A 22830-nucleotide genomic window follows, 5' to 3' on the forward strand; every position below is an offset into this window, starting at 1 on the left:
AGTGGGTTAATTTATGGATATTGCGACACTTATCGGCATTATTGCCGGGATTGCCGCAGTGATCAGCGGTTTTTTGTGGGAAGGCGGCCAATTGTCCGGCCTCGTGCAAAAAACAGCTGCTCTGATTGTATTCGGTGGAACAATTGCTGCAGTGGTTGCCAGCTTCCCGTCTCATCGGCTGCGCACCATTCCGGCAGCACTGCGCATGGCTTTTGGTCGGAATGACAATGATCCGCGCAAGTGGATGGAAGAATTGGTGGACATGTCTTCCATTGCCCGCCGTTCAGGTGTGCTTGCCCTGGAACGCCAGGTGATGGATCATCCGCATCCATTTCTGAAAGACGGTATCCAGATGGTTGTCGATGGCACCGATCAGGATGTAATCCGTCAGATCATGGAGCTGGAGATTGATTCCGTAGAACAGAAGCATGAGGGCTATGCCAAAATCTTCGAGTCGGCCGGAGGATACGCGCCAACCATGGGTATTATCGGTACAGTCATGGGACTGATTCAGGTTCTAGGCAGCCTGACGGATCCTACCGGACTGGGCCCGGCCATTGCGGTAGCCTTTACCGCAACCTTATACGGGGTAGCCAGTGCCAATCTTATCTTTTTACCCATTGCCTCCAAAATTAAGTCCAGAAGTGCTGAAGATATTCAGATGATGGAGATGCTGCTTGAAGGTGTGCTCGCCATTCAGAATGGGGAGAATCCTCATCTTGTACGGAAACGGCTTGAGTCCTTTACCCTCACGCATCGTCAAATCTCACGTCCTGTAATGAAGGAGGGATTGGATGAGTCGGCGCAGTAGAAGGCGCGGAAAACGTGAACCTGGTGACCATCGGGATCGATGGATGATTACCTATGCCGATCTCATTACGCTGCTGCTGATCTTTTTTGTCATCATGTACGCCATGAGCAATCTGGACTCCGGCAAATACGACGTGGTAACCCAATCACTGCAAAATACATTTAATCAATCCGACTCCATTCTTGACCTTGGCAATGGAGTTGATGAAACCGCAGGTCATATTATCACTGAAGTCCCTCCAACTGAGGTCCAGGGCGAAGATACAACATCTCCCGAAGAAGGTCAGCCACTGACCGAGCGGGAAGAACAGTTTCGATCCCAGGAAGAGGAGCTGCAGAATCTGTTCAATGTGATTACCCAGTATATCGAAGATAATAAACTGGAAAATCAGATTTTTGTAGCAGATAATCCGCAGGGGATCTCCATCACCCTGAGTGACCGCTTTCTGTTCGATCAGGGACAGGCCGCCCTCAAAAGTGACGCTGCACCTACACTCAGCAAGCTCGCAAGCCTGTTTCGTGACCTGAGCACTGTCGTCAGCATCGAGGGACACACCGACAATGTGCCTGTCGGCGCGAATTCCACATACAAAGATAACTGGGAGCTCTCCGGTGAACGCGCACTGTCTGTGCTGCGGTTTTTCCTGGACAAAGAAAATCTGGACCCTGACGGATTTCAGTACGCAGGCTATGCAGACACACGTCCCACAGGTGATAACTCCACCGCAGCCGGCAGGCAAAAGAACCGCCGAGTCGAAATCACCGTACTGCGTCAGCTGCAACCTCAAACCTAAGTTCCAATCGGACGAGGCATCCCGTTACTTCACCAAAAAAAGCACGTTCCTGCTGAACCGAATTCAGTAGAACGTGCTTTTGTGTTTTTATTTTACTGTAGGGACATTTTACTGTAGGGACAAATTCAAATTCCAGTCCACTTTGTTATAAATGCTGTTCGATTGCACGAACAAATTCCGCACATAATTGATCTGACGCTGAACCAGCGGCTCGGCCGTTTGCTCCAACCAGTACAATCTGCCCGCCAGGAAAGCAACCGCGTACTCTTTCCACGAAGAGTAAGCCGATTGTGCTTCAAGGGCCGCCTCCAAAATCAATTGTTCTGCTTCCACTTCGGTGATAAACCCGACATATGCACTCTTGCGGCACAGGTTGGCGTATCTTCCCCAATCCCAGGCTGCAATGCCGGCAGGGGGCAGTTTGTACATATACGTTTTGACCACCAGATATTCGTGATATCGGCCCGTTTCCGGATTAAGGGAGTGAATGCATTTCCATTGATCGGCTTCCGATAATGCGTTCATAAAAGTCCTCATTTGTTCAAAGGCGACCCGATGTCCGCCTTCCCGGATCCATTCCAAAGCCGACAGGAGTTCTTCCCTGTTATGAATACGCCATTCTTCCTCCAGAGAGGTACGAAATCGATCTTTTTCCTCTTCATTCTCATCATGCTCGTAATCGTTGCGTATATCCAGTCCATTCATCTCATCCATGATGGCGCTCATGCCCCGAAACCACAGCTGTTTGTCCGTAACACCTTGCAGAGCCTGAGCCGCTTCTCTGTCCTGTCCCATGATCCTTGCCCTCCTCCCTATGTAAAATGTAAGTCCATGACTTCATCTGGCTGCAGATGCTGAAGGGGTACAGTCGAAGGCCACAGTTCATACGCAGGCTTGGATTTGCGAAGCTTTTTCAAAAAGGAAAATCCCCGTTCTGCCGCACGAGCAGCAATAGCGTCACGACGCACAACATAATCCGGGTGGTCTGGCTGGCTGTGTATAGCCTCTTCAGCATAGGCGAGCGCCTGATCCCACTCATGTTTATCGTAATACACCATGCTCAGAGCACTGCACACATCGCCCCGCAGACCTGCGCCGTAGGCTTTGCCCAGTTCAAGAATGGCTTGGTCCATATCTCCCGCATGATAGGCTGCAATTCCGGAATACAACCAGATATGAGGATCAATATCCTTCGGTTCTTCTCCGTCTATATAAGCTTCCACATATGCTCGGACACTTGCCCAGTCTTGGACTTCTACCAGATATCGTGTAATGAACAGCAACCCCCATGTTTCGACCGTCTCCATGTTAGACATCATTTCCGCAAGTTTGTTCAAATGTGGATCCTTGTCCTTCATATCAGACTCCATCACGCAAACGACTGCCATTTTAGCAAGCTCATATACGTTCGGATGTTCATTTAACCCGTTGACGTATGTATCGTGTGCAGGCATAAGCTGCCCCTGTAAACGCAGGATATCTCCTTCAATCAGAGGGCCATCCTGGTCCCCCGGATTCTCGCTCCGGAATTGCCGGATATCGTGCAGCGCCTGTTCCATCTCCCCCAGTTTCGTTCGCGCAATGGCCAGATAATAATAAATGACCGCTTCATGCTCATGGACCAAAGAAGTTTCAAGAGATTGTACGGCCTCAGCATACTGCCCCAGTTTCAAATGTGCGAACCCTTTCCGGTACCAGGCATTTGCAAAATCATGCTCCTTAACCACAACAATTTCATAATCGGCAAGCGCCTCTTCATAACGTGCCATTCTAAAATAACAAAGCGCCCGCAGCGAATAATATTCATAGGGCTCGGGATTCAGCTCAATCGCCTGACCGGATAGTTCAATGGCAGGCTCAAGCTGATCTTCTCTCTGGTAAGCACTCGCCAGCAAATGCCTGACCTCCGCATGCGACGGATCCATTTCTGCTGCTCTGCCCAGATCCTCTATAGCAGCCGTATTATTGTCCATGCGCAGATGCAGTTGGCCCCGTTCGAGCAATATCGGAAAGCTGCTGATTCCTTCTCTGATAGCAGCAGCTTCAGCATACTGAAGAGCTTCAATCCCTTCCTCGCCTTTACCTATTCGAACAAAGCCCTGGGCCCAGAGCAGATATAATGCCGCATCCAACTCCTCGTTTACATTAATCTCGCCCAGATACTGAACAAGCTGCTCATCGTTCCACAGTTCAGCATACCCCTCGGCAGCTTCACGCTGCAGCGTGCGACGAACGACCGCATCCGCTTGCTGCTCAGCCGCTCTGATCTTCTGCTCAACCCGTTTCTGTTTCAGCTCCAGCAGTGTAATCTGCATCTCCAGATCGTGAGGATACTGAGTAACGATCTGCTCAACCATGTGGAGTGCTGTCTCCAATTCGCCCTGCTCCTGATAGAACAAGGCCAATCCATTACATGCATCCAGTTGGTGAGGTTCGTGTTCCAGTACCTTGCGGTACAGCTGCTCAGCCTGCTCCTTCTGCCCGGCAGCATACAGAAGTCTTGCGCTATGCAGCAGCCCGTCCACTGCATCTGGTTCGAGTGCAGCCAGCCTTTCAAACAAGACCAGAGCGGCGTCTTCCTCCTTGTTCCACAGGCGAAATTTGGCGGCCAGCCGAATCAAGTCCGGGTCATCCGGATACAATGCCATACCTGCTTCAATGTGTGGTGCGGCTTCTGAAAGTTCACCTCGAAGCATCAGTTGGAATGCCGTTTCACGCAGACGAATGAAGGTTTCATAGTCTACGTCTCTTCCCGGATCAAACGTGTCATACCGAAGCTCCCAAGGACGCCCCAGTTCCATGCCCGGATACTCAGCGATTTCCTCCGGAAGCACCTCTTTCAGCTCTTCTTGCTGTTCCGTCCAGCCGAAGAAGTCATTCAACCGTCCCCAGACGGCTTTCGGTAAAAAAGGACGCTCATACAGTATCCGCAGCAATTCCGTTCCCGTATAAAATTTCACGTCCAGCTGCCATAGTTCCTCTCTCTGCAGCCAGTCCTCCCATACGGCGGAATCTGCCCGTTTGAATACATCCTCTACAATAGAACGTGCTCGTTCAAGCAAATGGACTGTGTCATCCACTGCCGCTGTATCTTGAAGCGAAGTGGCTGCCGTCTCAACAGGAGCATCCCAGTGATCCACAGTAAAGTAGACGGGACCCTCACCGGATTCGGAAGCAGCTTCTTGCAAAGGGCCTTCTGCCTGAACAGAGCGGAGCTCCATCTCGGACTGATTCTGTGCTTGCGGGCTGACCTGCTCCGCAAGCAGCTCCTGATCCGGCATCGGTTCTTTCGCAGCCTTCAGGGCCTGCTCGTAAGCTGACCGCAATTCCTGGAACCCCTCTGGATCGTCTTCCGGATGCGTACTTCGCAGCTGCTTCGCATAAGCACGTCTAATGGCTCCGGTATCCTGCGTAGGCTCAAGCCCCAATCTTGTCCAGATGTCCATTCACATATCACTCCCGCACTCTTTCAATTTGATCCAGTACTTCCTTCAACTTTTCTGCTTCTTTCCTGATTTCACGGTCGTCCTGACGTTTGAGTGTTTCTTCGAACTGCAGCATGGCCTCGGCTATGATCGTACGGTACTCGGCCAGTGATTCTTCATACATCCGTTCTCCGCGAGCCAGGAGCAATCGGTTCTCCATCCGATCCCGCGGATGGATCTTGATCGCTTCCAGCGCTTTGAATCGCTCGGCAATTTCCTCTTTGGACAAGTCACTTTCTTTGCCCTGTATGATCGCTACCTTTTTCTCCCCTGTCTCCACCGAAGACACTTCCACTTCCAGGATGCCGTTAATATCGTACGTGAAACGGATATCTACGGCCTGTTGCCCCGCGGGTGCAGGTGGTACCGAGATCGTCAGTTCCCCCAGCTTGACATTGTTCTTCGCCAGCCGGCTCTCTCCCTGATATATATCCGCAGTAATGGATGCCTGATTGTTGTGCATGGTATAGTATCGCTCGACCTTACTAACGGGAATGACTGTATTCCGTTCAATGATCGGCGCAAACATGCCTGATTCGAATCGTCCATTGCCAAGCGACATCGACACAGAGGTCCCCAGTGTATACGGGCATACGTCTGTCAGAATCACTTCCTCCAGATCGGCATGGCGTTCTTTCATTGCGGCTTGGATTCCCACACCGAGGGCTACAGCCTCATCCGGATGCAGATGGTTCGCAGGCAGTCTGCCGAACAATTTACCTGTAAACGAATAAATAAGCGGCATACGCGTAGCCCCGCCTACCAGGATTACGGCATCCAGCTCATTGAGTTTGACTGAAGCATCGCGCAATGCACGCTCGACCGGTTTTTGCAATCTTGCCAGTAACGGTTTAGCCGCTTGATCAAATTTTGCACGGTCAACATGAAGTTCCTTTACTCCCTCTTCCAGCGTCAAGGACATCGTACCTTCTCGTCCATCAACAAGAGCACGTTTGCAAGATTCGGCCTGCTTCCAAAGGGCGGACTGTGCCTTGCCTGACAACGTATCATGCTCAATCTGATGCTGCTCGGCAAACATGTCCGCCAGTAGTCTTGTGAAATCCTCGCCCCCCAGGAAGTTATCTCCGGCAACCGACTTCACTTCCATAATCTGATCAAACAGTTCCAGGACCGATACATCAAATGTACCGCCGCCCAGATCGAATACCAGGAATTTCGTCTCTGGCTGCTGCTGATGCAGACCGTACGCTATGGCTGCTGCTGTGGGTTCGCTGAGCAAGCGCTCGACCTTGAGACCGGCCAGTTCTCCTGCCCGCTGTGTGGCCTTGCGCTGGGCATCGTTGAAATACGCGGGCACGCTAATAACCGCTTCAGTCACGGATTCCCCCAGGTAGGCTTCAGCATCCGCCTTCAGCGATTTCAATATAAAAGCCGATAATTCTTCCGGCAAAAAATGATATGTACCCAAATGGAATGTTCGCCCGGTCCCCATATACCTCTTGAAGACAGAAGCAGTCCGCTCGGGATGTGTTATCAGCCGCTCTTTGGCCACTTCACCGACGAGCATCTCCCCGTTGTCGTCGACACTAACGACGGAAGGCGTCAGGCGGTTGCCGAGTGCATTTGGAATAATAACGGGTTCTCCGCCAGCCCAGCAGGATACCAGGCTGTTCGTTGTTCCCAGATCAATACCGATGATTGTCATGGAGTACTTACCCTCTTTCTGTTCAACATCTATAAAATGTACAGGACAATCCCACAGACCTTGTTATATGCTGGCATATACAAGTCCGGCATACCGGATGGACCCTGTCTAATTCATTCCTTAACGAACAATTTATCATAGATTAACAACCTGAGGACATAGGTATAACTTCACTGATTTACCCAAAAGCAGGCACCACGAATCAGACCCTTGGCACCTTCCCTACCTAATTACAGCCCAAAAACCGGATACACAAATGTGCACCCGGCCGTTCGAATTTATGGAAGTCTTTCTAGTGATTAATTGAACCAATCCTGAATGGTCGCAGCATATTTCCATAGGTTATGCGTCTACACCAGGCTGATTAGGACGGAGAATAACCGATCCGACCGTCAGCAATATGGCAGCCATGCCACACAGAATGAGCAGAGGCAGTTTGATGTCGGACAGCGTGCCGCCTGCAGAGATGGTTTCAACCGCTTGGATCGTCCATTTTTGCGGGACAACGTTGGCCAGCTTTTGCATATAATCCGGCATAATCGACAGCGGCCAGAAGCACCCGCCGATCATGCAGGTTGGTGTGATAATAAGCGAATTCAGGACGTTTGCGTTTTTGGATTCGCGGATCAATCCGGCCACCGTACTCGCAATCCCCATGGATACCAGCATAAAGGCAGCCAGGATGAGGAAATGTACGCCAAATGGAATACCCGCGTCATAGTGCAGCACCCACCTGCTGATCCCCAGCACAAGCACAATCTGAATCATGCCGATGGCAAAGCTGCCCAGGAAGTTACCGAGGGCAATTTCATATGCACGAACAGGAGCAGTGTACACTCTGGCCATCGTCCGCTGCCTGCGGTCTTCCATAATGACAGCTACTGCGCTAGTCAGCAGCCCCATCATGAACATGATTGTAAATCCAGTCACATTGTTCAGTCCTGGTTTGGGATACATCTGCAGGTCGGTAGCTTCGCCGGAGATCTGATGTTCCGCCGTTTTCTGCAGCAGCTGTTCGAATGGCTCTTGAGTTGCTGCCGATTCTGCAATCTGTTCTTGACTTGATGCTGCACTCGTTGCCGCCATCACAACCTGGGCCGACTGATGGAGTCCGCCAGCCATCCCTTCCACTGCAGCCCGCAGCGTGTAGGAGCTCTCACTGACACGGAGTTCAACCAGCTCGATCGATACCTGCTTCCCTTGCAGCAAGTCATCCGTATAATGAGCAGGTATGATGATCCCCGCATTCCCCTTTTGCCGGGTTATCGCTTCTCGCAGTTCTGCCTCCGTGTCCATCGGCTTGAGCAGATATTCTTCCTTGCTCGCAAGTTCGTTCACAATCCATGCACCGGCTGCCCCTTGGTCCTCGTTTACATAAGGAATAACGGCCCGCGTGGCTTGCTCGCTCCCAAATAACGCAACTGCTCCTGTGACAACAAGGCAGGGAAGCAGCAGGAATGCCATAAACCCCCGTTTGCGTCCTATGGTGCGTTTGATCATTAACCAGGCAATATTCAGACTATTCATAGCGGTATCCCACCTTCCCGTAGATCACAGCTGCAATGGCAAGCAAGACCGCACTCACCACACCGAGCATGAGGATATTGTGCATAATCTCGCTCATCGATGCGTTCAGCATCATGCGCAGGAAACTTTGCAGAGCCCAGTGATTCACCGTAAATTCACCAATCCGCTGTACAAAATCAATGGCAATCGGCGTGAAGCCGCCGCTAATAAACGTCATGGCAATGATGATGCCCTGCATTAACGCACTTGCAGATGCTGCACTTTTGCTCACGAGTGCCACAATTACACCAATCATCATTGAAGATATGGTGATCAGAACGCAGATCAGAACAATCAGCCAAGGATGTGTCCCCCAATTCACGCCGTATAACCAATAGGTCATCAGAACAATAATCAGCGCCTGCATGAAAGCCAGGAGGCTGTTGCCCGCAATTTTCCCTGCAAAAATGACACCATTGCCTACGGGAGCGGCCTGCAGACGGGTTAAGGTTTTCTTGTCCCGCTCACTAAAAAGGCTGCTGGTCGTCGTCATGCCTGCGTATAACATGAACATGGCCAGCATGGATGCAGCATAATATTGAGAGGCACTGTATGAGGTACCTGCCGTCCCAGGATTGCTGACGTTAACATAAGAGATATCGGCTGAGCCCTCTTCAGTCATGGATGCCACGGCCATGCTTGCTTCCGGTCCCAACACTTCCACTGCTGCCATATGCCTGTTCAGTTCATCCGTGAAGCGGGTAAACAACGTCTCACCTACGATGTTCAGTGTGCCGTCTTTCCCCAGAATCCATTGCAGCTTCGCATTTTCCCCCTTCGCCATCCGTTCCTCCAGATCGGGTGGGATCAAGACTGCAAAATCGAGTTCACCTTGCCGGAGATCACGTTCTGCTTCCTCCTCCGACGTAAAATGCTGTACTTTCATCATGTCGGATATAGCCGGAGCCGCTACAAATGCGTTCAAGGCTTGCGTGACTGAACCTGAATTCGAACCTGTCTGAATCACTCCCACGCGTACCTGTCCAGGCACATTGTCCTTCCCCGTATCCATCGTACTGGATAACGCGGCTCCCAAAATAAAGATGAGCAGCAGCGGTAGAACAAACAGATTGAGGAGAACAGATCGGATTCTTAAAATCCGCCTTATTTCAAACATGCAAATATGCCAAATGTTCATCCATGCCACCTCCTAATCCCGCAGCGTTCGACCGGTCAGATTGAGGAACAATGTCTCCAGATCGGGCTCTTCAACCTGGAGCGACTGAATGGCAATCTCGTGTTTGCTGCAGATGAAAAGGATATCCTGTAGATCCTGCTGCGCCGAAGGCAGCGTAATAGTCAGGGTGTCTCCTGCCACTTCTACTGCACGCACACGCGGATGAAGCCTTAGTTCCTCAACGGCACCGGGGCCAATTCCCGAAGCGCTTAGCACGATTTTCTCCTCGGATGCTACCCGCTCTCTCAGCTCCGCTTCGGTTCCACAGGCAATGATGTGTCCCTGATCCATGATCGCCACCCGGTTACTGATTGCCGCAACTTCCTCCATGTAATGGCTTGTATAGATAATGGTTGATCCCATCTTGTTAAGCGTGCGCACAGATTCCAGAATATGATTTCTCGACTGGGGATCAATTCCGACTGTTGGCTCATCCATAATAATCAGATCCGGCCGGTGCATAATGGCACATGCGATGTTCAGCCTGCGTTTCATCCCGCCAGAGAAAGTGGACGGGGCATCCTTCGCTTTATCCTGAAGCCCGACAAATTCGAGCGATTCCTGCACCCTCTCCTTCAACAGTTTCCCGCGCAGTCCGTATAGTCTGGCAAAAAAAGTGACATTCTCCGCAGCCGTCATCGCTTCATACAGCGCCAGATCCTGCGGCACAAGTCCAATCTTGCGTTTGACTTCAAGCGGTCGCTCCTTGACTGAGATGCCATTCAGCCGGATTTCACCCTGATCGATGCTGAGCAGACCTGCAATCATACTGATGGTGGTGCTTTTGCCTGCTCCGTTCGGTCCCAAGAGTCCAAATATCTCCCCCCGCTCCACACTCAGGTTCAAGTGATCGACCGAAAGCTTGCTGCCGTACCGTTTTACCACATGTTCCATTTCAAGAATAGCCATCGCTCATACACTCCTCTTCCACTCCAGCATCCCGCCGCCAGATTTCATATTTGTATTGTACCGAATCCCATGGTCCCGCGAAGGTACGAAAGGTCATAAGATGGAGGTGACTTAAGTCATCTCCTTCATATGAAGCATGCTGTGCTATAATCAGGGGTGCATTACCCGTAATTTCCCATTCCATTTTTAAAAAGGATGTTTCTTACCTATGCCGATGCGTATACTGCAATACGGTTTAATTCTCGTTCCTGCGGTCCTGTACCTTTTGATGCTGCCTTTGGACCAGGAAGATTTATATACGCTGTATATCATCATTGCCCTGGGACTCGCTGTCTGCAAGGACTTTGCCCGTTCTCGTGCTTGGTATGTGCTGCTCATCCTGGCTGAAATGCTCTGGAGCTGCTGGCTGATTGCTGTATACGGACCCTTCATGTTGTTTTTGTCCTTATCCATACTCTATGTGTATATGTATCGACTTGAAGGGACATCCCGCTGGTTGATGTTGGGGGCACAGCTTGTCGCCACAAATATAGCGTTACACTGGCAATACGCTCCGCCTCAAGAGCTGCTTCCTTGGTTTGCTTCAGTTCCTACGGAACCTAAAATTCCCTTCCTGGAGGAGACAGCGGGAAGAATGGTCGGGAACCTGATCCTTGTCCTTACCGCCGCACTCTCCTGGCAGGGTTCCAGAATGGCGAGCAGTCGCGGACAGCTGGAACAGGTATATGACGAGCTTCGCAGTAAACATTACGAGCTTCAAGACGCTCGAGCACAACTGCTGCTGTTCACGAAGCAGCTTGAGGGGGTGGCTCAGGAGGAAGAACGGACCCGGATTTCAAGGCAGCTTCATGATGATATTGGACACCGCCTCATTCGTACGAAAATGATGTCCGAGGCTGCCCTGTTGACCCTTCCTTTGGATAATGAACAAGGCACGGAAATGGTGAGACAAATACGCGATCAATTGGCGGCAAGCATGGATGATATGCGTTCTACGCTTCACAAACTGCGTTCCAGTTCGTATGTGTCCGAAGCCTACGCACTGGATCTCCTTCTGGAAGAGGTGGGCAGGGAGACGGGGGTGAAGACGAGTTATGAAGTCCGCGGTTCATCCCGTGAGCTGTATCCGAGCATGCAGATCGTACTATATAAAAATGCCAAAGAAGCGCTAACCAATGCCCTGAGACATGGAAACGCCAGCACAATTACGGTGGAAGTGGAGTTCGGGGAACGTGAGGTCTGCATGTCCGTCAGCAATGATGGAGTAATCAGAACAGAGCAGTCTGCAAGAGCCAAGCCTGAGGCAACACAATCGAACCGCAGCATAGCAGCAGATTCGAGCCCATCGGGAATGGGGCACGAAGGAATGCGACTCCGTACAGAATCCATTGGAGGCCGGCTTGAGATCCGGCAGGCTTACCCTTACACCGTAACTACACGTTTGCCCATGATGAAGAAGGCTGATCTGATCTAAGAAAGGAAGTGATGGTGCCCATGTCAGAACGAATGGAACCAAGTAACCATAAGGAAGCTGAACAAATCCAGCCCATTCGGCTGATTCTCACGGATGATGACTCTTTTATTCGCGAGAGCCTGAAGGTGCTGCTCGGACTTGATCCCGGCATTATCGTCACGGGTACGGCCTCCAATGGACGTGAGGCACTTGAGCTGCTGGAGTCAGGAACCACTGCCGACGTTGTATTGATGGATATCCGCATGCCGGATTGCAATGGCGTGGAGGGCACCCGTATCATCAAGTCCCGTTTTCCTGATATGCGTGTTCTGATGCTGACGACATTTGACGACGACGAATATATTATCCAGGCTCTGCAGAACGGTGCTAGCGGTTATTTGCTCAAAAATGTACCTCCCGACCGAATTATTCAAGGCATCAAAACAGTACATAACGGTGATATGCTGATTCACCCCGATATTGCCCGCAAGCTTGCAGGGCTGCTACGTCCGGCTGCGGCTCCCCAATCACATCCACTTCCACCTCTTGATACTTACGGTCTGACACGAATGGAACTGGCCGTTGCAGAAGCGATATCGGAGGGGCTGTCCAACAAGGAAATTGCGGCTAAACTATTCTTGAGTGAAGGTACGGTCAAAAACTATGTCACCGAAATTCTCGGAAAACTAAGCCTGCGTGATCGGACACAGATCGCCATCTTTATGTTGAAGAATTAGATTCAAATAGCATAAAGGGTACTTCCTCGCTGTCCATGCGGTGAAGTACCCTTTATTGATTACATTTCTACTGTTCCTTGTTCATTCATGCCTGGAGCCGGCAGAGCCAGCGGAGATTCATCATTATGATTATTTTTGCGGCGGGCAAACAATTTGAGTGTAATGATATGGAACAATGTCAGCGGACGCAGCTGCACTGCCCAAGCTTCATGGCTGACCGGAGCCATAAGCACCCCAAGCTGATGATGTTCACCTTCATAGATGGCCCGCTGCATAAATTTGCTCTCACCCTGATGGTTACGAACTTCCAGTTTGCAAAAGGCCGGATTCATCCGCAGTGCGCGATGCAGTGCTTCCGGTGAGTCTACCATTACACCGTTCACCTTATACAGCGTCTCTCCTGCTTCGATGCCCAGCTCTGCAGCAGGGCTATCCGGGATAATGCCAAGCACCTTCAAACCATGGACCGGATGGACATACACCGGACTGCGGTGCTGTTCCTCGAACCCACTGTACCACACCAGAAATTCATGGCCGATAAATGCTGCCAGAGCAGCAACCAACATAAATGGTGACCACCACGCCGCCAAGAGACTGAGCACAAGCAGGCCTGTCCCGTAGAGTAAGAGCCGCTTGGCGGATATCTGTACCTTTTGCCCAGGAAGCATACTCTGCGTAACTTCGCCGAATCCAAGCAGGATCGGAAGTGCCATCAGCATATAGCCACCTCCTGCATTCAAGAGAGGACTCCAAGCGAGTTCTGCTCCGCTCCCCGTTACAGGGACCAGAATCAGCATCGGGATCGGCCAGAAATGCTGCAGCTGGTATCCTCCGACCAGCTTGCCGCGCTTGCCTTCAAAGAGCAATGGCGAAGCCATGGATACCCCTTGCAAGCGAACCAGCATCGCTTCACCTAGATGCAGTAAGGCAGCCAGTACCAGTAAAGCAGGCATGTCCAGCGCACGCAATGCCTCCGTGACACTGCCAAGCCATCCCTCTGGCTGCCAGCCTGAGGCCAGGTTCAGGCCAAATTGCACTACGCCAAGCAGCCCTGCCGCGTAGGCGAAGCACAGATAGCGAATACGGAACAATGCCAGAATTAACGTTGCGGCCCATATGCAAATGACACTGGCAAGTGTAAGGTGCGCCCCAAGGAAGATGGATATTACCGAGACGATGATGCCAATGACGATACCTCCGAGTAAGGCACGGATCGTCTGGGTGATGGAGCTTTGCAGACGAACATGAAACAACCTACGTTCCTGTAATAATTGACGATGATAAATTAGTGCAATCAAAATGACCGCAATATAGTAAAACGGCTGAGTAAACAACTGCAGCAATGCTTCCCCTAATGTCGTTAACCACGGCCAAGCCCATTCCATGATGGCCCGTCACCCCTCTCTTTCAGCCGGTTCAGAAAAAAAGAAGGCTGATAATCAGCCTTCTTAATGGCTTCGACACGACGGTCTAAATATCCTTCGAGACATTTTCGATCGCGCGCTTCAGCTGTGCATCATATTGAGGATTGGCAATACGTTCAATCAGAGCCGCTTCCAGTGATTCAGCGGTTTTCTCGTCGATCTCGCCGGTGGCCTCAATGCCTTTCTGCTTCTGGAATGCTTTGACCGCTTCTTGCGTCTTCTGATCATAGTATCCATCTACACGATCCGGCTTGAAGTCGAGTCCTCTCAGCATCGTCTGCGCACTTTTCACATCCGTGCTATTGCTGTCATATTTCAAAGGTAATTTCTCTTTGTTAATCGGTGCTACCGAGAAGTAATCCGGCTGGTTCACCGCTATATCCGGTTTGATGCCTTTTTCATGAATCCAGTCTCCATTCGGAGTCAGCCATTTTGCAATGGTGATTTTCAGCAGGCTGCCATCACCCATTTGCTTGTCATAGCTCGTCTGTACTGTGCCTTTACCAAAGGAGTTTTCGCCAACCAGCGTTGCTCCTGCAGACTGCTGCAATGCACCCGCCAAAATTTCCGATGCACTTGCGCTTCCTTTGTTCATCAGTACCGTAATCGGGTACGACTTGCTGGAACCATTCGATTTGCTTTGCTCACGTTTGCCGTTTTTGTCCTCGACCTGCACGATCACTTTGCCTTTTGGAACAAACTGCTCGGCAATGTCGATAACGACTTGCAGTACGCCGCCCGGGTCATTACGTACGTCAATGACCAGACCCTTCATATTCTGTTTCTCCAGATTGGCCAGCTCTTCCTTAAAGCGTTCTCCGGTATTCAGCGAGAATTGGGTGATGGTAATGACACCTACACCGTTATCCTCCATGTGGGCATATACCGTCTCCAGATCAATATCATCACGCACAATGGTAAATTCAATCAATTCTGTAGAACCGGCGCGCTTCACTTGCACCTTGGCTTCACTGCCCTTTGGACCTCTGATTTTGTTAACAGCCTTGTTTAATTCAAGACCTTGCAGAGATTCACCATTCACAGACATGATCATATCTTTCGCCCGAATACCTGCTTTCTCGGCAGGTGATCCTTTGATCGGGGAAACGACAACGACGTTTCCATCCTGCGAGGATACCTCGGCCCCGATCCCGGTAAAGGATCCTTCAATGGATTCCTCAAACTGGGCAGCCGTTTCCTGTCCCATGTAGTTGGAGTATGGATCGCCAAGGGATTCCATCATGCCGTTGATCGCACCATCGATCAGCTTGGTCTTATCGACATCTTTATAATAGTTGCTTGAGATCAAATCCATTGCGGTTTCAATCTTCTTCAAATCGTTCTTCTGCTGCGTATTGCCGGTTACACTGGCCAGCAGGCCTTCACCCGAAGTGGTCTGATTGGCCACACCGGGATAACTCATCAGTACCAGCGTAAGCAGGCTCCCTCCAAGGAGGGCCACAATGGCAAGCAGCAGCGCCGATCTTTTCTTCATCATCCGTTTGCTCACCGCCTTTAGTTTTGAAGCGTGTCAGATTCCATATGCCCGAATCCATTCCCTGAACATGCCAGCTTAGTATATGTCTAGCTTGTACGGAATATGTCTTTTCCATTCCTTCACAGTCAATCCATTACAGGTAATTCATTGGATTCACTGGCGTACCATTTTCACGAACTTCGAAGTGCAAGTGAGGTCCGGTTGAATTACCCGTGTTGCCTGACTCGGCAATAAGGTCGCCTTTGCTCACTGTATCTCCCTTGCTTACCTTAAATCCGCCTTCACGCAGGTGACCATACAAAGTCCAGAGTCCGCCACCATGGTCTACGATAACGGTATAACCGTAACCACTGTACCACTCTGCCATGATAACGATACCGCCTGATGCCGCGTGAACCGAGGTCCCCACAGGTACAGCAAAATCAGTACCATTGTGCATCTTGCCTACTTCACCCGTAATTGGGTGTGTACGACGACCGAATGGCGAGGAAATGCGTCCGCCGGATACCGGTTTGGAGAAGATACCATTGCCTGCTGTATACACGGGTTCACTGCTGCCTGTGCTGACTTTCGTTGGCGCCTTCGCTGCTGCTGCAGCCCGAGCTGCTGCGGCTGCTTTTGCTTTGGCAGCGGCTGCTGCCTGCTGCTCACGAAGTTTGTTTTTTTCCTGAAGCAATGCTGAACGCTTGCTGGCGATCTGAATCAACACATCTTCCTGCTCCTGCGTCAGCTCTTCCGACTCTTCAATTTTAGCATCATAGGACGCCAGAAGCACCTGCTTCTCCTGTTCCTTTTCATTTAACTGGGCTTTGCGTTGTTTCTTTTGTGCATATAGGCTTTTGGCTTCCGCATACTGCTTGTCCAGTTCAGCCTTTTTGTCGACAACGAGCTGCTTGTCCTTTTTGTGTTCATTCAGCAGATGCTGATCCTGATCCACAATGGTTTTCAGAGAATCTGCACGCGTCAGGAAATCCGAGAAACTTGTTGAAGACAGCAGCACATCCAGATAGGATACTGCTCCGTCGGTATACATCAGACGTACACGCGATTCCAGCAGTTTCTCCCTTGCGACAATGCGCTCCTCTGCAGCCTGGAGATCTTTTTTCGTCGTGCGAAGATCTTCTTCCGTATTCTCAATTTCCAGGGAAACGTTCGCCAGTTCATCACTTACAACATTGATCTGCTCCATGACAACCTTCAGATAGGCATTGGTTTTGTTCTTGTAATGCTGGGCTTCCTTCTTGTTGGAAGCAGCCTTTTTCTGTTCCTGTTTGGCCGCTGCCGCCTTGCTCTCCAGCTGGCTAATCTGTTGATCGATGTCGCTAATGCTACTCTTGGCATATCCGTCCGAAGGTTGAAGCGTCAATCCGGCCAATAACGTAAAGGCCAGCAGCGAAGCTGTTTTTTTCAAAATGGTGATCCCCCATCCTATGAATTCACAAGAAAGCAACCTGCACAGGTGGTGAACATCATGTTCTTATGCTTTCTTCCATCTAATTAAGAGTGCGTCTTCCCTACATATCGTCAAACAGCGTCCAATTGTGAACCTGCTTTGTCATTCTATTTCGACAATTTCTGCAATTTCAATAATAAAACATTAAACCTTAAGTGACTTGCGGATGGACAGTGTACTTCCCAAAATACCTACCAGCACACCGAGTCCGATCAAAAGGGTTCCAAACAGCAACCAAATGTCGCTGAGCGGGATCAGGTTAAGCATCTGCATAAATACATCTTGACCAATGGTAGCCAGCAGTCGGCTGTAACCGAAGAACAAGACTGCTACCGTAATCATGGAACCGATGAATCCAATCAGTGCACCCTCAATAAAGAAAGGCCAGCGAATGAATGTATTCGTTGCACCGACGAGCTTCATGATGCCGATCTCCCGGCGACGGGCCAAAATCGTTACGCGAATCGTATTCGAGATCAGGAACATGGACATCAGAGCCAGTCCCCCGACAAAAATAAATCCGATATTCCGCACAAGGCGTGTAAATTTGAACAGCACTTCCACCGTTTCCTTGCCGTAGTTCACTTTCATGATCGGCTTCTCCGGGTGTTTTTCGTTCAGGGCTTCAATTTTTTGCGCCACAAAAGTGACGGTTTCCGGTTCAATGACCTCCACTTCAATGGTCTCCGGCAGCGGATTATTATCCACATCAAAACCGTCCAGCACGTTATTCGCACTGTCACCGAGACGTTCCCGGAACTCCTTCAGTCCCTCTTCCTTGGAGACAAAACGAATCTCGCTTACTTCCGGCATGGCACTGATCTCCTGCTGCAGCGTATTGCGCAGATCCTCATCCACATTCAGCTCCAGAAACGTACTGATCTCCACCTGGCTGTCCACCTGGTTAGCCATGGAGTTCACATTCAGCACGAGCAGCATGAATACCCCGAGAATGAGCAGTGACACGATGATCGACATGATGGATGCCACAGACATCCAGCCGTTGCGGAATACGTTTTTGAATCCCTCCCGCAAATGGCGCAAGAGAGTACTAAAATTCATAACCGTATTCCCCTCTCATCTGATCCCGTACAATCTGGCCACGCTCAATGGCGATAACCCGTTTACGCATCGTGTTCACGATATCCTTGTTATGGGTTGCCATGACAATCGTCGTTCCTCTGAAATTGATCTCGTCCAGCAGCTGCATAATGCCCCATGACGTCTCCGGATCAAGGTTACCCGTAGGCTCGTCCGCGATAATCACCGACGGATTGTTTACAATCGCCCGTGCGATGGCAATACGCTGCTGTTCCCCTCCGGACAATTGCGAAGGTTCACGATTCGCCTTGCTGCGCAGTCCCACCAGATCGAGCACTTCCATGACCCGTTTCTTGATGTGACGCTTCGGCGCTTCAATAACCTCCATGGCAAAAGCCACGTTCTCAAACGCCGTCATCTTGGGCAAGAGACGGAAGTCCTGAAACACTACACCGATGTTGCGGCGCACATAAGGAATCTTGCGTGGTTTCAACTTGCCGATATTAAATCCATTGATGGATATTTGTCCTTTAGTCGGAATTTCTTCTCTGTACATCAGTTTCATAAATGTTGATTTACCTGCGCCGGACGGACCGACGATATACACAAATTCGTTGCGGTCGATCTTCACCGACACCCCTTGTAATGCGTGGGTCCCATTGGCGTAGGTCTTCCACACGTCCTGCATTTCTATCACATCATCACTTCCTGCTCACATAGTTAGCCATTATCATTTCGACACAATCCCGGCAATTCCTTTAAAAAGACCTGAAATTCATCAGGAGCAATCCATTTCACCCTTATTTCGATCCTCTGGGATGGAAACATATAAAATATATTGTAACAAATTTGTTACCTATTGAGTACCCGAAAGTTTTCCTGCATTGGATCATATATATAGAAAGTGTTACGAATTGCGGAACATCAGAAGTAAAAAGGAGCGTACGGATATGAAAAAAATACATTTGGCCGTCATTGTTGTGTTTTCCATTCTCTTTATCGGCTCCGCTTCCTACGGATTGTTGTATATGTATGTGAATCAGCCCGCTTTGCCGGGTAAGGTGCAAGTTGGCGGCTGGCAGATCGGGGGCGTGAATCGGAGTGAGGCGCTTCGGGGACTGGATGAACGTTTGAAAAAGCTGGGGGACTGGCCTGTTACGCTGGAGGTGGATGAGCCCTCCCTGACGCTGAACATGACTGCGATCGAAGCCGGTGCGGATTACAGGGCAGACGCCTTTCTTGCGGCGGTACATAAGCTGGACGAAGGGAATGTGTGGGAACGTGCGTATGCCCGTTATCATTTCGCAGAGGAATGGCCTCTCGAACAACGGTACAATAACCAAGCGCTCAGAACACGTTTGAGCCCTGAGTGGGAAAAGGAAACCTTCGGCACCCCCGCAGACGCTGTCCGGCGGATCACCTCAAACGACAAGGTCCAGTACATTCCGGAGAAGGGCGTCCGGCGGATTGCCTGGGATGAACTGGAGACTAGGCTGCTGGCGAAGCTTCCCCATGATTTCACCGTGCTGGACATTGGGGATAAACCTGCCGCACTGTTAATTCAGCTGCCGCTATACACCCAGCAGCCTGAAGTCACGGTGGAGTCTTTACGCAAGGAAGGCATTGAGCGGAAGATCATCCAGTTCTCCACAGGGCTTGGCAACAGCACGGAAGGACGCATACATAATGTCAGTGCAGCAGCACAATCCGTGAACGGCATGATTTTGGAGCCTGGCGGCATGTTCGACTATGAAAAAATCATTCAACATGCCGAGAAGGAATACGGCTTCCGCGAAGCCCCGGTTATTGTTAGGGGGCGTCTCACCCCGGGAATTGGCGGAGGCATATGCCAGGTGTCTAGCACCGTATACAATGCAGCCTTGTTAACTGGACTTGATATTATTGAGCGGCGCAACCATTCGATACCCGTCAAATATTTGCCAAAAGGACTGGACGCCACCTTTGCTTCGGGCGCTATCAATTTCCGTTTCAAGAACAATACGGGCAAATCCCTGCTGATCCTTGCTGAAGTGAAGAATCACCAATTAACCGTCAAATTTTTTGGTACTTTTCCCGAGAACGTCAGCTACGCACTCGAATCCCACACCATCGAAACGCTAAGTGCCCCTGTAAAGTATGTATCCAGCAATGTGCTGCCGGATGGTGCTCAGCAGGTTTTGCAAAACGGGCAGCCTGGCTACATTGTGGAAACTGTACGTATCAAAAAGGTCGATGGCAAAGTGGTGGAGTCCAAAACCATTTCGCGAGATACCTACAAAGCTCAGGATCGCCTTATTGCACGTTCTGGTCATAGCAGCCTGCCAGATCCGGAGGAGCCTTCTGTTGTAGAGGACGGCGTGAGTGATACCAAACAGCCATAAGAGTTGGACAACGTAAAAACACACCATTCTCTTGCTCCCACTTGGAGACAGAATGGTGTATCTTTGTTGTTCATTCATATTAATGCCCTGCTGTGTATTCTCCCTGTTCCTCGCCGATCACCATCTTTTCTTTTCCCATAAAGAAAGCAGCAATCAGAGCCAGAGCAGCCGGAATAGCCGCCCAGGCAAACAACTGCACGATCGAGGAGGATAACGCATGAGTGATGGCCTCCAGCACCTGAGGTGGAATAGCCTGTCTAAGCTCCGGAGAGAGCAAGGCGTGCGGGTCGCTCAGATTCAAGCCCTCCGGCATACCGCCTGCTGGCACTCCGGCTCCTGCACCGCCCGCTTCTGCAGCCGGACCGGCTAGGGCATCGTTCATTTTGCGCGTAAATACCTGGCTCTGAACAATCCCAAAGATTGTAATCCCCATCGTCATCCCGAGCGACCGCAAAAAGTTAAGCGTAGAACTTGCGGCACCCCGTCTCTGCGGTTCGAAGGCATTCATGGCCGCATTGCTGAGCACGGAGAACGAAGCTCCCACACCCAGACCAACGAGCACCATAAATACGCGGATCGTCCATAGGGACGAGCTTTCGTCCAGTGTCGTCAGCAACCCAAGACCAAGTACCAGCAGCGCCAGTGTCGGGATCATAATGTTTCGATATTTGATCTTGGTCATCAGCACCCCGCCCATCGAAGCGGTGATGACTGACCCCAGCATCATGGGCAGCAGCACAAGACCCGAATTGGTCGCTTTACCCCCGAGTACACCCTGAATAAAGATTGGAATGTACACCGACGCCGTGATAAATGCCGCACCACTGAACATGGCTATGACATTACTGGACCAGTACACGCGGTTGCGGAACATGTTAAAGGATATAATGGGTTCCTTCGCTCTGGATTCGGCAAATACGAACAACAGCGCCAGCAATGCAAATCCGGCGAACAATCCGAGAATTTGCCACGAGTTCCAGGCATACGTTTTACCACCCAGTTCAAGGCCGAAGATCAGACATACGACAGCACCAATCAACGTCACTGCACCCAGCCAGTCAATCTGCTGGGATTGATGCTGGTGAGATTCCTTGTAGAAAAAGGCAATAAACACAAACGCAATCAGTCCTAGCGGCAGGTTAATATAAAATACCCATTCCCACGTGGCATACTGTGTGATGTATGCACCCAGCAGCGGTCCGAATACGCTGGATAATCCAAAGACAGCTCCAAACAATCCGCCCAGCTTGCCCCGTGCTTCCGGTGCAACCACGTCAAACATGATTGTAAATGCAATCGGCACCAAGGCACCTGCACCAATCCCCTGGATGGCTCTGTACATGGTCAACTCCACAATGGATGTTGCTGTTCCACATAACGCCGAACCAAGCATAAACACGATAATTCCGAATACAAAAAACTTCTTCCGTCCATACATGTCGGACAATTTACCGAAGATCGGCATGCCTGCCATCTCGGCGACCATGTAAGCTGAAGTCACCCAAACAAATTTGTCGAGGCCACCAAGCTTCCCGACGATATCCCCCATCGCCGTTGCCACGATGGTGTTATCCATCGAAGCCATCAGTATGCTGAGCAGCAGCCCTGCCAGCACCAATCCAATACTGTTTTTACGTGCAACCATTGTACTCAATCTCTCCATTCACGCTCTATTCATATGACTGAAATAGTATATCCGAAAAGCCGCCCCCAATAATCAGTCCATGGACCGATTGCGCTGAACCAAAACTTCGGATTGTGAATGGATCTGCAGAGAAGAACGGTATTCAACTGTACCAATTCGGCAGCCTGGGCCAATTTTTATTTTATCTCCCCGGACAACCTCGGCTACCGTGTTCTCTAACTCAATGTCATCTCCCTCAATCATGTTTGCCTTAAGGATCGATTGATTATTCGAGAACAAGCCTTCAAGCAGCTTCCCCCGGCCGGTCTTCACAGAGATGATTGAACCGCCAATTTCCCTCGCTTCAGACGGACCCATAATTTTAAGTGTCATTTGTTCTGCGGTAAGCATACCTCCGACCGTGAAACGACCATTGAGTTTGAGATTCTCCGCCTGACAGTCACCCGGTAGATGAAACTCACCTACCACTTTCATTTTTTCAGCTTTTGCATGAAAGCCGGATACGCCACTCCCACTCTCATCTTCAGCGCCGACAGCTCGTTCTGTTAGAGTTAGCGTTCCCGTAATTTTAATATCGTCTGATTCAAGAGATCCGTAGATGACCGACGTGCCCGTACATTTGAATTGATCACAATATAAGTCATGATTAAAGGAGGAATCTCCTACAACCTTGACCTTGCCGTACACACCGCCAGCGGAGCTTCCTTCACCGATAATGCTGATGTCATTCCTCTTGTCTGATGGGCTAACGTTATGGTTATTCAAGTCGCATCCCGTTCCTTTCTATATCA

General features: G+C 50.4%; 18 protein-coding genes. 5 read left to right on the top strand and 13 right to left on the bottom strand.

The window, feature by feature from the left end:
• Positions 1 to 13 precede the first annotated feature (13 nt).
• Both F4V51_RS25970 and F4V51_RS25975 read left to right on the top strand, forming a co-directional pair.
• Positions 14 to 811 carry a flagellar motor protein gene (locus F4V51_RS25970; protein WP_153980106.1) on the top strand — a complete coding sequence of 266 codons (798 nt, stop codon included), beginning with the start codon at positions 14 to 16 and terminating at the stop codon, positions 809 to 811.
• On the top strand, positions 795 to 1604 hold the full coding sequence (locus tag F4V51_RS25975; RefSeq protein WP_153980107.1) for a flagellar motor protein MotB: 810 nt from the start codon (positions 795 to 797) through the stop codon (positions 1602 to 1604). The genes F4V51_RS25970 and F4V51_RS25975 overlap by 17 nt, the downstream gene beginning before the upstream one ends.
• 108 nt (positions 1605 to 1712) lie before the next feature.
• Here F4V51_RS25975 and F4V51_RS25980 read toward each other — a convergent pair whose 3' ends face one another.
• The 6 genes from F4V51_RS25980 to F4V51_RS26005 form a co-directional block, all read right to left on the bottom strand.
• Entirely contained in the window at positions 1713 to 2399 is a 687-nt protein-coding gene (locus F4V51_RS25980; protein ID WP_153980108.1) for a DUF1266 domain-containing protein, read from the bottom strand.
• Between the two features lie 17 nt (positions 2400 to 2416).
• Positions 2417 to 5050, bottom strand: coding sequence for a tetratricopeptide repeat protein (locus tag F4V51_RS25985; RefSeq protein WP_153980109.1), 2634 nt, complete (start codon positions 5048 to 5050; stop codon positions 2417 to 2419).
• A 7-nt stretch (positions 5051 to 5057) separates the two neighbouring features.
• Positions 5058 to 6755, bottom strand: a complete 1698-nt coding sequence (locus tag F4V51_RS25990; RefSeq protein WP_153980110.1) for a molecular chaperone HscC — start codon at positions 6753 to 6755, stop codon at positions 5058 to 5060.
• A gap of 342 nt (positions 6756 to 7097) precedes the next feature.
• A complete protein-coding gene (locus F4V51_RS25995) occupies positions 7098 to 8282 on the bottom strand; it encodes an ABC transporter permease (RefSeq protein WP_153980111.1) in 1185 nt (394 codons plus the stop codon).
• A complete protein-coding gene (locus tag F4V51_RS26000; RefSeq protein ID WP_153980112.1) occupies positions 8275 to 9459 on the bottom strand; it encodes an ABC transporter permease in 1185 nt (394 codons plus the stop codon). The genes F4V51_RS25995 and F4V51_RS26000 overlap by 8 nt, the downstream gene beginning before the upstream one ends.
• Positions 9460 to 9471: 12 nt before the next feature.
• Complete coding sequence (locus F4V51_RS26005) at positions 9472 to 10407, bottom strand: ABC transporter ATP-binding protein (protein ID WP_095359892.1); 936 nt, start codon at positions 10405 to 10407, stop codon at positions 9472 to 9474.
• 208 nt (positions 10408 to 10615) lie between these two features.
• Here F4V51_RS26005 and F4V51_RS26010 point away from each other — a divergent pair, with 208 nt between their 5' ends.
• Together F4V51_RS26010 and F4V51_RS26015 are read left to right on the top strand one after the other, a co-directional pair.
• Entirely contained in the window at positions 10616 to 11881 is a 1266-nt protein-coding gene (locus F4V51_RS26010; protein ID WP_153980113.1) for a sensor histidine kinase, read from the top strand.
• A gap of 20 nt (positions 11882 to 11901) precedes the next feature.
• On the top strand, positions 11902 to 12597 hold the full coding sequence (locus F4V51_RS26015) for a response regulator (protein ID WP_153980114.1): 696 nt from the start codon (positions 11902 to 11904) through the stop codon (positions 12595 to 12597).
• A gap of 59 nt (positions 12598 to 12656) precedes the next feature.
• On the opposite strand, the gene F4V51_RS26020 is transcribed toward F4V51_RS26015, so the two are convergent.
• From F4V51_RS26020 to ftsE, 5 genes are all read right to left on the bottom strand, one after another.
• Complete coding sequence (locus tag F4V51_RS26020) at positions 12657 to 13982, bottom strand: PDZ domain-containing protein (RefSeq protein ID WP_153980115.1); 1326 nt, start codon at positions 13980 to 13982, stop codon at positions 12657 to 12659.
• A gap of 85 nt (positions 13983 to 14067) precedes the next feature.
• A complete protein-coding gene (locus F4V51_RS26025; RefSeq protein ID WP_110758674.1) occupies positions 14068 to 15519 on the bottom strand; it encodes a S41 family peptidase in 1452 nt (483 codons plus the stop codon).
• A 133-nt stretch (positions 15520 to 15652) separates the two neighbouring features.
• The gene (locus tag F4V51_RS26030) at positions 15653 to 16930 is read right to left on the bottom strand and encodes a murein hydrolase activator EnvC family protein (RefSeq protein ID WP_153980116.1); all 1278 of its coding nucleotides are present in this window, start codon (positions 16928 to 16930) and stop codon (positions 15653 to 15655) included.
• Positions 16931 to 17116: 186 nt separating this feature from the next.
• A complete protein-coding gene (gene ftsX / locus F4V51_RS26035; RefSeq protein ID WP_153980117.1) occupies positions 17117 to 18034 on the bottom strand; it encodes a permease-like cell division protein FtsX in 918 nt (305 codons plus the stop codon).
• Positions 18024 to 18710, bottom strand: a complete 687-nt coding sequence (ftsE, locus tag F4V51_RS26040; protein WP_095291427.1) for a cell division ATP-binding protein FtsE — start codon at positions 18708 to 18710, stop codon at positions 18024 to 18026. The genes ftsX and ftsE overlap by 11 nt, the downstream gene beginning before the upstream one ends.
• 253 nt (positions 18711 to 18963) lie before the next feature.
• Here ftsE and F4V51_RS26045 point away from each other — a divergent pair, with 253 nt between their 5' ends.
• Entirely contained in the window at positions 18964 to 20394 is a 1431-nt protein-coding gene (locus tag F4V51_RS26045) for a VanW family protein (protein ID WP_153980118.1), read from the top strand.
• A 79-nt stretch (positions 20395 to 20473) separates the two neighbouring features.
• Here the strand turns inward: F4V51_RS26045 and F4V51_RS26050 are convergent, their stop codons facing one another.
• A complete protein-coding gene (locus F4V51_RS26050) occupies positions 20474 to 22039 on the bottom strand; it encodes an MDR family MFS transporter (protein ID WP_153980119.1) in 1566 nt (521 codons plus the stop codon).
• 72 nt (positions 22040 to 22111) lie between these two features.
• Positions 22112 to 22804: a hypothetical protein gene (locus tag F4V51_RS26055; protein ID WP_153980120.1), complete on the bottom strand. Its 693-nt coding sequence runs from the start codon at positions 22802 to 22804 to the stop codon at positions 22112 to 22114.
• Positions 22805 to 22830 lie beyond the last annotated feature (26 nt).

Source organism: Paenibacillus xylanilyticus (assembly GCF_009664365.1).
Lineage (GTDB): Bacteria > Bacillota > Bacilli > Paenibacillales > Paenibacillaceae > Paenibacillus > Paenibacillus xylanilyticus_A.

Bases quoted from the DNA above. Each gene is read 5' to 3' on its own strand.
- F4V51_RS25970 (WP_153980106.1), top strand. From the start codon at position 14: ATGGATATTGCGACACTTATCGGCATTATTGCCGGGATTGCCGCAGTG.
- F4V51_RS25975 (WP_153980107.1), top strand. From the start codon at position 795: ATGAGTCGGCGCAGTAGAAGGCGCGGAAAACGTGAACCTGGTGACCAT.
- F4V51_RS25980 (WP_153980108.1), bottom strand. From the start codon at position 2,399: ATGGGACAGGACAGAGAAGCGGCTCAGGCTCTGCAAGGTGTTACGGAC.
- F4V51_RS25985 (WP_153980109.1), bottom strand. From the start codon at position 5,050: ATGGACATCTGGACAAGATTGGGGCTTGAGCCTACGCAGGATACCGGA.
- F4V51_RS25990 (WP_153980110.1), bottom strand. From the start codon at position 6,755: ATGACAATCATCGGTATTGATCTGGGAACAACGAACAGCCTGGTATCC.
- F4V51_RS25995 (WP_153980111.1), bottom strand. From the start codon at position 8,282: ATGAATAGTCTGAATATTGCCTGGTTAATGATCAAACGCACCATAGGA.
- F4V51_RS26000 (WP_153980112.1), bottom strand. From the start codon at position 9,459: ATGAACATTTGGCATATTTGCATGTTTGAAATAAGGCGGATTTTAAGA.
- F4V51_RS26005 (WP_095359892.1), bottom strand. From the start codon at position 10,407: ATGGCTATTCTTGAAATGGAACATGTGGTAAAACGGTACGGCAGCAAG.
- F4V51_RS26010 (WP_153980113.1), top strand. From the start codon at position 10,616: ATGCCGATGCGTATACTGCAATACGGTTTAATTCTCGTTCCTGCGGTC.
- F4V51_RS26015 (WP_153980114.1), top strand. From the start codon at position 11,902: ATGTCAGAACGAATGGAACCAAGTAACCATAAGGAAGCTGAACAAATC.
- F4V51_RS26020 (WP_153980115.1), bottom strand. From the start codon at position 13,982: ATGGAATGGGCTTGGCCGTGGTTAACGACATTAGGGGAAGCATTGCTG.
- F4V51_RS26025 (WP_110758674.1), bottom strand. From the start codon at position 15,519: ATGATGAAGAAAAGATCGGCGCTGCTGCTTGCCATTGTGGCCCTCCTT.
- ftsX (WP_153980117.1), bottom strand. From the start codon at position 18,034: ATGAATTTTAGTACTCTCTTGCGCCATTTGCGGGAGGGATTCAAAAAC.
- F4V51_RS26045 (WP_153980118.1), top strand. From the start codon at position 18,964: ATGAAAAAAATACATTTGGCCGTCATTGTTGTGTTTTCCATTCTCTTT.
- F4V51_RS26050 (WP_153980119.1), bottom strand. From the start codon at position 22,039: ATGGTTGCACGTAAAAACAGTATTGGATTGGTGCTGGCAGGGCTGCTG.